This is a genomic window from Bradyrhizobium sp. ISRA464, assembly GCF_029910095.1.
Lineage (GTDB): Bacteria > Pseudomonadota > Alphaproteobacteria > Rhizobiales > Xanthobacteraceae > Bradyrhizobium.
Window position 1 is genome coordinate 3,580,137 of sequence record NZ_CP094526.1, and the last position, 14,813, is coordinate 3,594,949.

10 protein-coding genes are annotated in these 14,813 nt (G+C 64.9%); 4 read left to right on the forward strand and 6 right to left on the reverse strand.

Features of this window, described 5'->3' with window-relative positions; genetic code table 11:
* The first annotated feature begins 386 nt into the window (after positions 1-386).
* Positions 387-968, forward strand: coding sequence for a hypothetical protein (locus tag MTX19_RS16765; protein WP_280984474.1), 582 nt, complete (start codon positions 387-389; stop codon positions 966-968).
* 43 nt (positions 969-1,011) lie between these two features.
* On the opposite strand, the gene MTX19_RS16770 is transcribed toward MTX19_RS16765, so the two are convergent.
* From MTX19_RS16770 to MTX19_RS16790, 5 genes are all read right to left on the reverse strand, one after another.
* A complete protein-coding gene (locus MTX19_RS16770) occupies positions 1,012-2,850 on the reverse strand; it encodes an alkaline phosphatase family protein (RefSeq protein ID WP_280984475.1) in 1,839 nt (612 codons plus the stop codon).
* A gap of 142 nt (positions 2,851-2,992) precedes the next feature.
* Positions 2,993-6,217 (reverse strand): CusA/CzcA family heavy metal efflux RND transporter, encoded by a 3,225-nt coding sequence (locus MTX19_RS16775; RefSeq protein WP_280984476.1) that lies wholly within the window; start codon positions 6,215-6,217, stop codon positions 2,993-2,995.
* Positions 6,210-7,433, reverse strand: a complete 1,224-nt coding sequence (locus tag MTX19_RS16780) for an efflux RND transporter periplasmic adaptor subunit (RefSeq protein WP_280984477.1) — start codon at positions 7,431-7,433, stop codon at positions 6,210-6,212. Before MTX19_RS16780 ends, MTX19_RS16775 begins: the two co-directional genes overlap by 8 nt.
* A gap of 110 nt (positions 7,434-7,543) precedes the next feature.
* On the reverse strand, positions 7,544-7,912 hold the full coding sequence (locus MTX19_RS16785; protein ID WP_280984478.1) for a hypothetical protein: 369 nt from the start codon (positions 7,910-7,912) through the stop codon (positions 7,544-7,546).
* A gap of 75 nt (positions 7,913-7,987) precedes the next feature.
* Positions 7,988-8,215: a hypothetical protein gene (locus MTX19_RS16790; protein WP_280984479.1), complete on the reverse strand. Its 228-nt coding sequence runs from the start codon at positions 8,213-8,215 to the stop codon at positions 7,988-7,990.
* A 284-nt stretch (positions 8,216-8,499) separates the two neighbouring features.
* Here MTX19_RS16790 and MTX19_RS16795 point away from each other — a divergent pair, with 284 nt between their 5' ends.
* The 3 genes from MTX19_RS16795 to MTX19_RS16805 all read left to right on the forward strand — a co-directional run bounded on the left by MTX19_RS16795 (position 8,500) and on the right by MTX19_RS16805 (position 12,250).
* Positions 8,500-9,039 carry a hypothetical protein gene (locus MTX19_RS16795; RefSeq protein WP_280984480.1) on the forward strand — a complete coding sequence of 180 codons (540 nt, stop codon included), beginning with the start codon at positions 8,500-8,502 and terminating at the stop codon, positions 9,037-9,039.
* A gap of 122 nt (positions 9,040-9,161) precedes the next feature.
* Positions 9,162-11,873 carry an EAL domain-containing protein gene (locus MTX19_RS16800; RefSeq protein ID WP_280984481.1) on the forward strand — a complete coding sequence of 904 codons (2,712 nt, stop codon included), beginning with the start codon at positions 9,162-9,164 and terminating at the stop codon, positions 11,871-11,873.
* A gap of 80 nt (positions 11,874-11,953) precedes the next feature.
* Positions 11,954-12,250 (forward strand): septal ring lytic transglycosylase RlpA family protein, encoded by a 297-nt coding sequence (locus MTX19_RS16805; RefSeq protein ID WP_280984482.1) that lies wholly within the window; start codon positions 11,954-11,956, stop codon positions 12,248-12,250.
* 36 nt (positions 12,251-12,286) lie between these two features.
* Here MTX19_RS16805 and MTX19_RS16810 read toward each other — a convergent pair whose 3' ends face one another.
* Positions 12,287-14,755 carry a PAS domain S-box protein gene (locus MTX19_RS16810; RefSeq protein ID WP_280984483.1) on the reverse strand — a complete coding sequence of 823 codons (2,469 nt, stop codon included), beginning with the start codon at positions 14,753-14,755 and terminating at the stop codon, positions 12,287-12,289.
* Positions 14,756-14,813 lie beyond the last annotated feature (58 nt).

The following is a 14,813-nucleotide window of genomic DNA, read 5'->3' on the forward strand; positions in this document are numbered from 1 at the left end:
TTTTACCTCATGTCTTTGAAGTTGCTGTTGAATTCGTGTTCGGAGTGTCCTGGTGAGTATAGGAGTCGCCAGGACTTAAGTGAACCGGTTAATGAAAAAGGTGAGATTCTTCTTTTCAGGCCGGAACTCCTAGCACGTTCTTTTGATCCCTGCGCCTGCGGCGAAATATCAACTGCGACAGTGAAAGCTTGGAAGCGCCCAGATAATGCCGCTTATCGCCGCCATCACGCCGGGCCCCGGTTGTTATGCGACCCATCCATGACAGGCTTCACAGCGACCAAATAGCAACCATCTAAAAATCTCGGAACGCAAGTTCCGAATCATTAACCACTCGTTTACGCCCGCATGGAAATGCTGGCCTGAGATAGGAATTGAAAGCCCCCACAATGTCTGCCCCTAGTACCAAGACCGCTGAGCCTCTCAGCGGTGCGTTGCAACCGTCGTGCCGTAAGACCGCCGCCCATGCGCTGACCATCGTGCGCGACGGCGTGATCACCGGCGAGGGCCCCACCACCAAGGGCCGTATCCATTTTTCCCGGTCGCTCGATGCCGATGACGCTGCCTGGTGCGCGCGCATCCTGACGGCGGCTGCCGTCGAGCATCAGCCCGTCAGCCGAGCCGAGATCGAGGCGCTGTTTGAGATCAACGAGGCCGCCGCCGAGCGCAGCGATAACGGCCGCTTCGACGACCTGCTCGCCAAGGCGATTGCCCATCATGCCGCCTCGGAGTCCGGGCTACCGGTTCCGCCGCGCACGGTGGCGCTGTCGCCCGATACCAAGATCGAGGGCTGGGCGCCGGCGCAGGCGACCAAGATCGACACCAAGGTGCTGGAGTGGATCGCGACCCAGATGCGCGGCAAGCGCCGTGCCGGTCGCGCGCTGGCGGCCATGGTTGCGACGCTGGTCGGCGCGGCCGCGCTGCCGCTCGCGGCGCAGCTGCCCAACGTGTTCGATATCGGGATGGTGTAAGCCATCATCCCGAACGACGGATTGTCGTGAGAGCGGCGGGGGACTACTTCCCCGCCGTTTTCTGTTTGCCGTCCTCGGCCTCGAGCCCGAGCGTCCGCCCCGGGAATCCCGCGACGTCGAAATAGCGGGTCGAGAGCACGCGCTGGAATTTCAGCACGGTGCGCAGGCCATTGGCGGCGGGCTTCGAGGTGACGGTGCCACCGGCCATCTTCGGCACGATGCCATTCGGCAGCGCCTCCGACATCACCCGGCCGATCAGCCCGCCATTGTTCGGGGTGCGCAGATCGAGCAGCTTGGCTGCGGTCATGCCGACGTCGGCGTTGCTGACCGGAAGCGGGTCGACGTAGCCCGACTTGAAGTCGGGGCCGATCGCCGCGGTGAAGTTGAAGGTATCGCCGCGGCTGAAGCTGCCGTGCATGCCCTGGCCCTGGCGCAGCACGGTGTCGGCGATCTGCACCGAGCAGTTGGTCGGGATCTCGCAGCCGCTCGACCAGGAGCGGAAGTTGACCACGATCGACGGGTTCGGCGTCGTCGCCTTGCCCTTCAGGTTGAGCGCCGACATCGGCAGCGTGCCGGGGAAGCGGCCGAGCTTGTCATCGACGAAGAGGCCGCTGACATAGTCCTGCTCGAGCAGCGCCTTGACGACGCGGCCGGCGAGCTTCTTGTCGCGGTTCGGCAGATAGATCAGGTCCGAACCGCCATTGGTTGCGATCACGACGTCGGGCTTGGTCGGGTCCTTGCCGAGCACGCCGTTGCCGGCCTTCGGATGGGCGGTGTCGGCGACCTGGGCGTTCTTGTTGTTGGGGTCGTAGAGCGGCAGGTCCAGCGCCTTGGCGAGATCGATCGCCAGGAAGCCCATCGGCAGGAAATCCTTCGGCGTGTCGGTATAGGAGATCTTGGCCGACGGGCTGGTCTTGCTCTCCTTCGAGATCGTCGAGAAGCCGTGGTCGGAGGAGACGATGATGTTGGTGGTGGCGGCAAGGCCGAGCTCGTCGAGCGCCTTGCGGAGCTGCGCCAGGTTGTTGTCGGCATTCTTGATGCCGGCCATCGAGGTCGGGCCGTTGATGCCGGGGGTGATGGTGTTGAGGCTGTCGCCGGTGTTGTGCTGGCTGCCGTCCGGGTCGCGCGACCAGAACACCAGCACGAACGGCTTGTTGCGCGCCTTGAACATCGGCAGCACCACCTTGGTCGCGACGTCGGCCATGTAGGCCTGCTGCGCCACGTTGGCGACCGTGGTGCCCGGCGTCTTGGCGTCGCCGGCCTTGGCGTTGTCGCCGCGGCCCGGCGTGGTGAGCGGCAGGCCAGCCTTGGTCAGCGCCTCCTTCATCTCGTCGGAGAGCGGCACGCCGGTCTTGCCGCCGGTGGAGTCGTCAACCACGATGGTGTTCTTGCCGCGGTCGGTGTGGTCGAACAGCAGGGTGGGGCCGACCTTGCCGATCGCCGCGGTGCTGAAGCCATGGCCGCGGGCCAGCTTCAGCAGCGTCTCCTCGTTGAGATAGTCGCCGTTGAAGTGATCGTCGATGTCGGCGAGCACCGCATCGTTCTCGATGAAGGGGACCACGGTATCGCCGGCCGGCGCCGAGCTGTAGCCGGTAAAGATCGTGTTGGAGAAGGTGCCGGTGTCGCCGAGATAGTGGCCGGTCGAGAGCGCCGAGCTGTTCGCCATGGTGAAGGTCGGGAACAGTGAATGCGAATTCTTGAAGCTGACGCCCTTGTCGCGGATGTCGGCCATTGCCGGCGCGGTCTGCGGCGTCACGATGCCGCCGCGCAGGCCATCCGGAACGAACAGGATGAGGTTGTGGGGCTTCGCGTTCTGCGCCGAGGCGGCGCCCGCTGACAAGGCGATCATGCTGGCGGACAACAGTGTGATGGCGCGGCGCATTTTTTCGTTCCCCCATGAAGAGCAGGCAGCGGCAGATCGCCGCTGCCCCCGTTTAATTTTGCGATATGACAGAATTGTTACAGGCCGTTCGCAGCAGGACAACAGTGCAAGTCTGGCCCGCGAAACGGCGGTCAACAAGCCGTCATTCCGCAGGCTGGGCGGCCGTCCTCTCTTTGCGCGCAACGTTGCCGGCATGACCGTACCGCGCATAGAGCGCGGGCAGCACGGCGAGCGTCAGCAGGGTCGCGCTGACCAGGCCGCCGATCACGACGGTGGCGAGCGGTTTCTGCACCTCCGCGCCGGTGCCGGTGGCAAAGGCCATCGGGACGAAACCGAGCGACGCGACCAGCGCCGTCATCACGACGGGGCGGAAACGGGTGAGGGCGCCTTGCTCGATCGCTGTCCCCATTGGCACGCCGCGCTCGCGCAATTGCCTGACGAAGCTCAGCATCACGAGCCCGTTCAGCACCGCAACGCCGGACAGCGCGATGAAGCCGACCGCGGCCGAGATCGAGAACGGCATGCCGCGGAGCCACAGCGCGGCGATGCCGCCGGTCAGCGCGAGCGGCACAGCGCTGAACACCAAGAGCGCATCGCGCGCCGACCCCATGGCCGCCAGCAGCAACAGGAAGATCATCGCAAAGCAGGCCGGCACAACGATGGCGAGGCGCTGGCGCGCCGCGGCCAGATTTTCCGACTGGCCGCCCCAGGTCATCCAATAGCCGGGCGGCAGCTTCACCGATTGCGTCACCTTGGCCTGCGCCTCCTCGACCACCGAGCCGAGGTCGTGACCGCGGACATTGGCCGTCACCACGATGCGGCGCTTGCCGTTCTCGCGGCTGATCTGGTTCGGGCCCTCAGTGAAGGAGAAGCGCGCGACGCGGTTGAGCGGCAGGCTCTGCACCGGTGTATTCGGCGTCGCCTGCGGCAACGCGACCGGCAGGTTGCTTAGCGCTTCGAGATCGGAGCGCACGCTTTCCGGCAGCCGAACCACGATATCGAAGCTGCGGTCTCCCTCGTAGACGACGCCAGCATCCTGGCCGCCAACCGCGGCGCCGATCACGTCCTGCACGGCGGATGCGCTCAGGCCACGCCGGGCGATCGCCGCCTTGTCGACCTTGATCTCGAGCACCGGAAGGCCGCCCGCTTGTTCGACCTTGACATCGGTCGCACCGCGCACGGCGCGCAGCGCCGCCGCAACTTCGTTGGCCGCCCTCTGCATCGGCCCGAACTCGTCGCCGAACACCTTCACTGCGATGTCCCCGCGAACGCCGGCCAACAGTTCGTTGAAGCGCATCTGGATCGGCTGGGTGAATTCATAGACATTGCCCGGTAACCGGCCGACGGCTGCGGAGATCTCCTCGATCAGCCGCTCCTTCGTCATCGAGGGATCAGGCCACCGCTGGCGCGGCTTCAGGATGATGAAGGTGTCGGACGCGTTCGGCGGCATGGGATCGCTCGCCGCTTCCGCCGTGCCGGTCTTGGAGAAGACGTATGCCACTTGCGGAAAGCGGCTGACGGTCTTCTCGACGGACAATTGCATCGCCTGCGACTGCGACAGCGCCGCGCTTGGAATCCGCAGCGCGTGCATGGCGATGTTCTTCTCGTCGAGCGAGGGGATGAACTCCTGGCCGAGTCGGGAGAACCCGAACAGCGCCGCCGCGAACAGCACGACCGCACCCGCGATGACCGGCGCGGGCGCAGCGACCGCGCGCCGCAGCAGCGGGCCGTACCATCTCTTCAACGCCGCGATGAGATGGTTTTCCTTCTCCTGCACGCGGCCGGTGATGGCGATCGCGATCAACGCGGGAACGAGCGTGAGCGACAGCACGAAAGCCGCGGCAAGCGCGAGGATCACGGTGAGCGCCATCGGCTCGAACATCTTGCCTTCGACGTCGGTGAAGGTGAGCAGAGGCACATAGACCAGCAGGATGATGGCCTGGCCGTAGAGGCTCGGCTGCACCATCTCCACGGCGGAGGCGCGCACTGTCGCCAGGCGCTCATCGCGCGTCAGCACGCGGCCGAGCGCCTGCTGCTTCTCGGTGAGGTGTCGCAGGCTGTTCTCGGTGATGATGACGGCGCCGTCGACGATCAGGCCGAAATCGAGCGCACCGAGGCTCATCAGATTGGCGCTGATGCGGCCCTGCCACATGCCGATGGCGGTCATCAGCATGGCGATCGGAATCACCAGTGCGGTGATCAGCGCCGCGCGGAAATTGCCGAGCAGCACGAACAGCACCGTGATCACGAGCAACGCTCCTTCGGTGAGGTTGCGGGCCACGGTACCGATGGTCGCATCGACAAGCTGGGTGCGATCGAGCACCGTCTTGACCTCGATGCCCGCGGGCAGGGACGACGCGATGGAACGCAGCCGTGCGTCGACCGCGGCCGACACCGTTCGGCTGTTGGCGCCGATCAGCATCAGCGCCGTGCCGACCACGACCTCGCGGCCGTTCTCGCTGGCGCTGCCGGTGCGGGTCTCGCCGCCGATCGACAGGCTCGCGATGTCGCGAATCCGAACCGGGACGCCGCCGCGGGTGGTGACGACGACCGCACTGAGCTCCTCGATGTTCTCGAGGCGTCCGCCGGAGCGGACCACAAAACCTTCGCCGTTGCGCTCGATATAGCGGGCGCCACGGCTGACATTGTTGCCTTCGATCGCCTTGGCGACGTCGGCAAAGGTGAGGCCGAGCGCGATCAGCTTCGCCGCATCGGGATGGACCTGGTACTGCTTGAGATAACCGCCGATCGAATCGACGCCGGCGACACCCGGCACCATCTTGATCTGTGGCTTGATGATCCAGTCCTGCACCGTCCGCAGATAGGCGTCCTTCTCGACCTCGGTTTGCAGGACCTGGCCATCGCTGGTGAGGAAGCGGCCATCGCTTTGCAGGCCCGGTGTCCCGTCGGTCTGCACCGGCTGCCCGGAGAAGTGGACGGTCCACATGTAGATTTCGCCAAGCCCAGTCGAGGTCGGGCCGATCCGCGGCTCGATGCCCTGCGGCAGGCGGGCACGGACCTCGGTGAGGCGCTCACCGACCTGCTGGCGAGCGAAATAGATGTCGGTCGCCTCGCTGAACACAGCGGTGATCTGCGAGAAGCCGTTGCGCGACAGCGACCGCGTGCTCTCCAGTCCCGGCGCACCCACAAGCGCCGTCTCGATCGGAAAGGTGATCTGCTTCTCGATTTCCGCCGGCGACAGAGCGGGCGCCGTGGCGTTGATCTGCACCTGCTTGTTGGTGATGTCAGGCACTGCGTCGATCGGCAGCTTCGTCAATGCGACGCCGCCGAGCAGCGTCAGGATGGCGGCGAGCGTTACGACGACCCAGCGGCGCTGGATCGCAAGGGCGATGATGCGCTCAATCATGATCGTGCTCCGCGTCGTCCTTCTCGAGCTCGGCCTTGAGCGTAAAGGTGTTCTCCATCGCGATGGTCTCGCCGGCGGCGAGACCGGCCACGATCTCGATATCGTCGTCATCCTCGCGGCCGGTGCGCACGGACCTGGCCTCGAAACCGTCGGCCTCGCGCACGAAGACGGTCGGCGTCCCCTTGATCGTCTGGATCGACTTCTTGGAGACGATCACGGTCGACGGCGCTCCGGCGATTGGCACTTCCGCGGTGACGAAGGTGCCGGGCTTCCAGCGATGATCCCTGTTGGGCATGGTCGCGATCGCGCGCGCGTTGCGGGTCTCGCGGTCGAGCAGGGGGCTGACGAAGATGACGTCCGCGTTGGCTTCGTCCTCGGTGCCGATGGCGCGGATATTGACCGTAACACCCTCGCGGACGGCGCCGATGTCTTCGGGGGACACCGCGAGGTCGACCCAGACGTCGTCGAGGTTGACGATGACGAAGAGTTCGCTCTCCTGGCCCTCGCGCCCGATCAATCCGCCGAGATCGACGCGCCGCTCGGACACCCGGCCGCTGATCGGTGCGCGCAGGAACTGCGTTCGCAGGCTTTCCTGGGGCTGGTTTGGCAAGTCAGCGATTTCGCTGTCCGACAGGCCTAGCGCGAACAATTTCTGCCGCGCGCCGTCGAGCTTGATCTGGGCGTCGTTCGCGGTCAGCCGCGTGCGTAGGAATTCGTTCTCCGACACGGTACGGCTCTCGACCAGCGTCCTTTGTCTCGCATAGAGGGTCTGCTGCAGATCGTTGGTCAGCCTTGCCGCAAGGTATTCGCTCTTGGCGTCGGCGACCTCGCGGCTCTCGATCGCCGCGACGATCTCGCCCTTTTCGACGCTGTCGCCGATGCGCTTGCGCAGTTCCGTCACCGTCGCTAGCACGCGCACCGAAACGCGGCCGATATGGTCGGCGTCGGGGATCAGCGATCCCGGCGCGAGGAAATGGCGTCTCAGCACGCCGCCGTTCGCCCGCGCGAGAGTGATCCCGGCTTCGCGAAGCTGGTCTTCGCTCATTTCAATGTGCCCCGGGGTCTCATGCTTGACCTCGGCCTTCGGCGAGTTCGCGCCCGCGGTCTCCTGCCTCGCGGCGGGGAGCGAGACCGGCCAGCCGATCCATCCAGCGGCCATGATTACCAGGCCAATGCCGGCGGCGACACCGGCGAAAAATAGTACGATCCGTTTCATCTACGCCTCTCCGCAGCGCACGATGGCTGTGCGCTGTCGCAACATCGATGTGTGCGGACGCATATCCGCTGCCTGCCGGCAGCGAGATGCGGGCGGTCATGCCGACCGGATCAGGCGCGGGGTGGTTTGAACGGAGAGAGACGATCGGCCGAGGCCGGCAGCTGCAAGCTGACGTCGCCATAGGTATGCGGGGCATACTCGATGGGGAACACGGTCTCCTGCGGAGCCATGGAGGCGACGTGCGTCAGGCAGTGATCGCCATGGAGCGCCGCCGGATGCGACGGCGCCTTGCCGCCGTTGTCGTTGATGGACTGCGCGATGGAGATACCAGACCCTGCATCATCGTCGCCATCGGACGTCCAGCCATGGAAGAAGGACAACACCAGCGCCAGCGAAATCAGTCCTGCAAGCACGCTGCGCCAACGGCGCGATCTGGCTGCGCGAGAGGAAGACTGAATCGTGGCGGGCGAAGCGTCCATGCGGGCCTAGTTAGCGCCGCGACTGCGCGCATTCAAGTTCAAGCTGACGCTGGATTGGCGGCGAATACTATAACGTTACGCGCTGCCCGGACTGCGACGCATGAACCATCGCCGCGCGGCGACGACGGCCCAGACGGCTTCGACGAGCCCGAACGGCCATGCACCCTGCAGAAATCCGTAAGCCGAACCGAGCGCGCAAGACACCGCGAAAGCCAGGATGAACCAGGGGCTGCGATCTTCGGCCGCATAGCAGACGAGCATCATGGTGACGGCGAACAATCCGAAAAGCGTCAGTGCATCCATTGAACGGCGAAGTCCCGGTCACGATCATGTCGACATCTGAACATGCCCGAGATGAAATATCCATGTCGCCCGTCGAGACGTTCCGCGTGACGGCTGAAGCGTTGGCTATCGCGACGATACGGACGAGCAGTCCGTGCGCTGTACGACAGGCGAGGCGAGAAGGGGACGGCTAATCCGGCGGCTCGCACTGAGCGGGCTTCGCGGCGGCCACCGTAAGGAAAGGCTTAAGAGCTGCGACATAATATCGCTGCGATCACGGCCTCCGCGCTAACCGCCGGTTTACCATGCGGCTTCTGCCAATCAAGGATCCCGAGCGGTCCTGGCGTCACATCAGGGCACAATGGAAGAAGGACGCTGAAGGCGTCGGTGAGGATTTTGCGAGCTTCGGCGGCATCACCATGTTCGACGCCCTGACGGCCAAGGAAGCCGACTGCCAGGGCCTGTATTATCTGGCCGACAGCCAACGCGTCCACGCGCTCTGCCAGGTCAGGCGTTTGCTGATGAGCAAATATCCGACGCCGGCCTTGAGCGTGCGCTTCGTCAACGTCTCTCCGATCTACGATCTCGGCGTTGCCGATGTCAGCGATTACGCGCAGGTGCTTGTGACGCTGTTCTCCGGCGTCGTCTGGCTGTCGCGTGATGCGCTGGCAGCCAGCCATATCAGGTTCTTTCTGAAGAGCCCGGGCGATTCGCAATTCTTCGCTGCGCTCAAGGTCGCAACGCCGCTTTCGCCGTTCTCGAAATTCACCATCGAGGGGGCGCTGATCGAGTGCAGCCTGAAGGAGGCCGATGCGATGCCTTTAGCTGACCAGGAAGCTTCCTGACAGTCGTGTCGGACGGCTGGACCGCCCATGGATGCGTCAGCAACTTAACCGTCCGATAACTGATTTTCCTAACCGCCCCTTGGGTTGTGTTCCCGTAGAAGGGCGCGCGCAGGGACAGGAAAATGTCAATTCGTTCAGCGAACGACGCGACGCCGGAACACCGGTGGCTGTCGATAGAAGGGATGCGGCGCGCCGCGAGGCTTGGCGCCATTCAGTGGCTCGTGCTGAGCGCCGCGCTGCTGGTGCTCGCGATCACGCTTGGCACCGGCTATCTCGCGCTGCAATTCCGCGAACGCGCACTCGAGGTTTCCGAACGAGAGCTCAACAACACCGCGCTCCTGCTGTCGCGGCATTTCGACCAGCAGCTCAGCGATCTCCAGCACGTCCACGATGACATCGTGAACTACTTGCAGGCCGGCCGGATCGACACCGCCGATCAGTTCGAAAAGACCATGTCGCAGTTGAGCGTGCACGAAATGCTGCGCACGCGACTGGCGACGTTGCCGCATGTCGGCGGCCTCAATCTCTTCAACGCAAAGGGATGGCTGATCAACTCGTCCGAGACGTGGCCGGTGCCTGATATCAATATTTCGGACCGGCGCTACTTCCAGGAGTTCACCTCGGGCAAGCCGACGCCCGATGTTATCGTTGAACCCGTGATGAGCAGGGTGACGGGAAACTGGACCACGATCTTCGCGCGCAAGATCACGGGACGCAACGGTGAGATCATCGGCTTTGCGAGCCGTGGCATCGAACCCAGCCATTTCGAGGATTTCGTCGCGTCGCTGGCCCTGAACGGCGACACCGTGATCTCGATCATTCACTGTGACGGCACAATCATCGCGCGCTATCCCAAGGACGCCCGCGTCGTCGGCCAGAACCTCATGAGCCAGCCGTTGTTCCGCAAGGTCCTGCGGCTTCACGGCAACACTTCGGGCCGTTTCGTCGATTCGACGGGCGAGGAGAAGGTCGGCGCCGTTCGATCACTGTCGCATTTTCCGATCCTGATCGTCGCCACGTCCAAGGTGTCCAGCGCGTTGGAAAACTGGCGCGCGCAGACCAAGCTGCAGTTCTTCGCCGCGGTGCTTGCGGTGGTCATCGTCGTCGTCACGATCTTCCTGATCGTGCGACAACTGCAGCGCCAGCACGATGCGGCGCAGCGCAGGCTGTCCGAGCAGAGCCAGCATCTCGACACCGCCATCAACACCATGACGCAGGGTCTCTTGCTGTTCGACGCATCGGCACGGCTGGTGATCTGCAATCAGCAGTACATCGACATGTTCGGCGTGTCGCCCGATGTCGCCAAGCCGGGATGCCCGCTGCGCGACCTGATCCTGCACCGGGAGGCGACCGGCTCGTTCGTCGGCGATGTCGACGAATATTGCGCTCGCTTCACCAATCCGGAGAACGACAGCGTCCAGGACATGGTGATCGCGACGCCGGACGGTCGCAACATCCGCCTGATCTACAAGCGTTCGCCTGACGGCGGCTGGTGCGCCACGCTCGAGGACGTCACCGAGGGGCGGCGCGCGCAGGCGCAGATCGAGTATCTCGCGCATTACGACGCCCTGACCAATCTGCCGAACCGGACGCTGTTCCAGCGCCATGCGGAAGAGTTGCTGCTTAAGTCGGACGCGGGTGATTTCGCGATCCACTATATCGATATCGACGAATTCAAGCGCATCAACGACACGCTGGGGCACCTGATCGGCGACGAATTCTTGAGGGGCGTCGCGGACAAGCTGCGCCAGTCGGTCGGGCCCAACGACTTCATCGCGCGTCTCGGCGGCGACGAGTTCGCCGTGGTCCAGCACGACATTGCCTCGGACGACGATGTCAGCGACCTGGTTGCGCGGATCTATCATGCGTTGCGCACGCCGTTCATCTGTCATGGCCATCGTCTGTCGAGCGATGCCAGCATCGGGATTGCGATCGCGCCACGCCACGGCACCGACCTGTTCGGCCTGCTCAAATGCGCTGATCTCGCAATGTACGCCGCCAAGGCGGCCGGCCGCAGGACTTTCCGTTTCTTCGATCCGGCCATGGAGCGGCACGCCAATCTGCGGCGCGAGCTCGAGGCCGACCTGCGAACGGCGCTGGGCGAGGGCGGCTTCGAGCTTCACTACCAGCCGCTGGTGGACCTGCGCAGCGACGAGGTGACCGGCTGCGAGGCGCTGTTACGCTGGCGGCATCCGGTACGCGGCATGATTTCGCCGGCCGACTTCGTGCCGGTTGCCGAGGAGACCGGGCTGATCGAGGAGATTGGGCAGTGGGTGCTGCGCACCGCCTGCACCGAGGCCGCCGGTTGGCCGGCACACGTGCGCGTCGCCGTCAACGTCTCGCCGATTCAATTCCGGTCGGAGACGTTGGCGCTGAAAGTTGCCAGTGCGCTCGCCGAGAGCGGGCTCGACCCGCGGCGGCTCGAGCTCGAGATTACCGAGGCGGTGCTGATCGCCGACCACGATGCGGCGCTTGTCACGCTCGGCGAGCTGCGGGCGCTCGGCGCCCACATCGCGCTCGACGATTTCGGGACCGGCTACTCATCGCTGCAATATCTGCAGCGCTTCCCGTTCGACAAGATCAAGATCGACCGCAGCTTCGTCAAGGAAGTGACGCGCAACACCGGCTCGGCCTCGATCATCCGCGCGGTGGTCTCGATCGCCGCCGACCGCAACATCATCACGACGGCCGAGGGCGTCGAGACCGATCAGCAGCGCGACACCGTGCAGATGCTCGGCTGCACCCAGATGCAGGGCTATTTGTTCAGCAAGCCGGTCCCCGCGCCCGATGTCCGGACGCTGCTGGCGGCCGACGGTGTCGAGAATGCGGCATGAACGCCGTGTAACAGCCATATTTGTGGGGTCCGTTCTGCCGGCACCGCGTTCGCTCGCGGGTCGCGAAGGGCAGGCAACCAATGAAAACCGCAGCAACGTCCGCGGCCATGCTGCTGTTTGCCACTTGCACGGCAAACGCAGAGAGTGGCCTTGCGTCCTATTATGGTGGCATCGGCAGGCGTGGGGAGATGACCTGCGCGCATCGCAGCAGGCCATTCGGCAGCATGATCACGGTATCCTACCGAGGGCGAACGATCCGGTGCCGCGTCAATGATCGTGGTCCATTCGTGCGTGGACGGATCATCGATGTCTCGACCACGGCGGCTAAGGCGCTCGGCATCCTGCAGCTCGGCGTGGCGCATGTGGTGATCGAGTAGCTGCGGTCGACGCGCAGAGCACTCCGGTCTTGGCACTCACGGCTTGGAGACGGTCGCCCGTTGCTCGGCGATCGCCTTCCTGAGCGTGCGCGACAGCGCCTCGACGGAATAGGGCTTCTGGATCAGCTCGAAGCCGCTATGGGCGTTCTCGGCGAGCACGTTGCTGTAGCCGCTGGTCAGCACCACAGGCAGGCCGGGAAAACGCTCGCGGATGGTGCCGGCGAGTTCGACACCGTTCATGCCCGGCATGATCACGTCGGAGAACACGAGATCGGCCGAGAACTCGTTCTCCGACAGGATTGCCAGCGCCGCGTTGGCGTTGGCGGCGCGCTTGACCGAATAGCCGAGGTCCTCGAGCAGCTCGGTGGAGAAGCGGCCGACATCGTCATTGTCTTCCACGACGAGGACGCGATAGCCGCGGCCGATCGAGGCCTGCTCGCTGCCCGCGGCCGCCGCGACCTTGGCGTCCGCGGGGCGCATGGCCTGCGGCAAATAGATGGTGAAGGTCGCGCCCTGTCCGAGCGTGCTCATGACCTCGATGTCGCCGTCGGATTGCTTGACGAAGCCGAAGGCCTGACTCAAGCCAAGGCCCGTTCCCTTTCCGACCTCCTTGGTCGTGAAGAACGGTTCGAAGATCGCGTCGAGATTTTCCGGCGCGATGCCGGTGCCGGTATCCTGGATCGAGACTGCGACGAAGTCGCCGCTGCGCGAGGCCTGGGCGCGCAGGGCGGGGATGGTCTGAACCTTCCTGACCGCGATCGTCAGCTGGCCCTCGCCATTCATCGCATCGCGGCCGTTGACCGCCAGATTGATCAGCGCGGTCTCGAACTGGCCGATATCGGCGATCGCGTAGCAATCGGCATCGTCGATCCTGACGTCGATGTGGATCCGCGCGCCGACCAGCGGGCGGATCAGCTGCGTCACGCTGTCGACCTGCGCGCCGACATTGAACACTTCCGGATTGAGCGGCTGCCGGCGTGCAAAGGCCAGCAATTGGGCGGTCAGCTTGGAGGCCCGCTCCACCGTCTCGGAGATCGCGTCGATGTAGCGGCGGCGCCGTTCGTCCGGGAGCTCGCGGCGGCGCAGGAAGTCGGTCGCGGAGCGGATGATGGTCAGGAGGTTATTGAAGTCGTGCGCGACGCCGCCGGTGAGCTGGCCGACGGCTTCCATCTTCTGCGACTGCCGCAAAGCTTCCTCGCCGCGGCGGCGCTCGGTGATGTCGACAGCCTCCGGCACCGCGCCGACGACGGTGCCGTGCCGGTCGTGCAGCGGCCGCACCTCGAAATCGAAATAACGGTCGCCGATCGGCAGCCGCAGCAGCATTTCGGACTTGACGTCTTCGCCGCGCATCACCGTGGCGAAGATGCTCTTGATCGCCTCGGACGCGCCCTCGGTCGTGCTGAACCACGGCGTATCCCAGAACGGCTTGCCGACGACATCGGCGGCCTCGGCGCGGATGCCGGCCAATGCGGTCTTGTTCGCATAGAGCAGCTCGCCGTCCTGATTGAGCAGCGCCTGGTATTGATGGCTGGTCTCGAAGATCGCGCGCATCTGCGCTTCGTTGGACTCGAGCTGCGCGGTGCGTTCGGAGATCCGCCGCTCCAGCGACTCGTTGAGCTTGCGCAGCTCGATCTCGGCCTGCTTGGCGGCGGTGATATCGTGGGCGACGCCGATGAAGCCGATATGTTTGCCGTTCGGGTCCCAGCGCGGTTGCGATTCCGAGCGCAGCCAGCGCCAGTCGCCCGCGGCGTTGCGGTAGCGCGCCTCGAGCACGAACGGCTTGAGCGAGAGCTCGCCGGTGATCTGCTCCTGCAAGATGCGGGGCAGGTCGTCCGGATGCAGCGCCTTGCGCCAGTCGAAGACGATCGCCTCCTCGAAAGGCAGGCCGAGGAAATCGAGATAGGCCTGGTTGGCGAAGGAGCGCGTGCGGTCGAGCTTGGTCACCCAGATCGGGACCGGAGCGCTGTCCGCGATCAGGCGGAAGCGCTCCTCGCTCTCGCGCAGGGTCTCCTGCGCCAGCATCTGATCGGTGACATCGAGATCGGCGCCGACCAGGCGCAGCGCGCGGCCGTGGCGGTCGCGTTCGATCTTGGCGACGACGCGGATCCAGCGGCTCTCGCCGTCATTGGGGCGGATGATCCGGTATTCGGCCGTATAGTCTGCGCCGCCGTCCTTGAGCACACTGAACAGGTGCTTGATCGTGCGCTCGCGGTCCTCGGGGTGAATGCGCGCGACCCAGTTCTCGTAGGTCTCGTGGGCCTCGTCGGCCGACAGCCCGTGAACCAGCAGATATTCGGGCGAGCGGCGGTTCCGGACGCCGTCGCGGAAATCGATCTCGAGCCCGCCGACCCGCGCGATGCGCTGGATCCTGGCGAGCTCGGCCTCGCGCTCCTGCAACTCGCGATGGGCGCGATCGCGTTCGCGCGCGATCTCCTCGAGATGCTGCCGCAGCCGTTCCGCGGCCGCGGCCTCGGGGAGCACATCGAAGGGATCGGAAGGGGTCATTCGTGCCGGGAACCTCTTCGCGCAGTCTCACACAGGACGAGGCGGCTTTGCCAGCGTG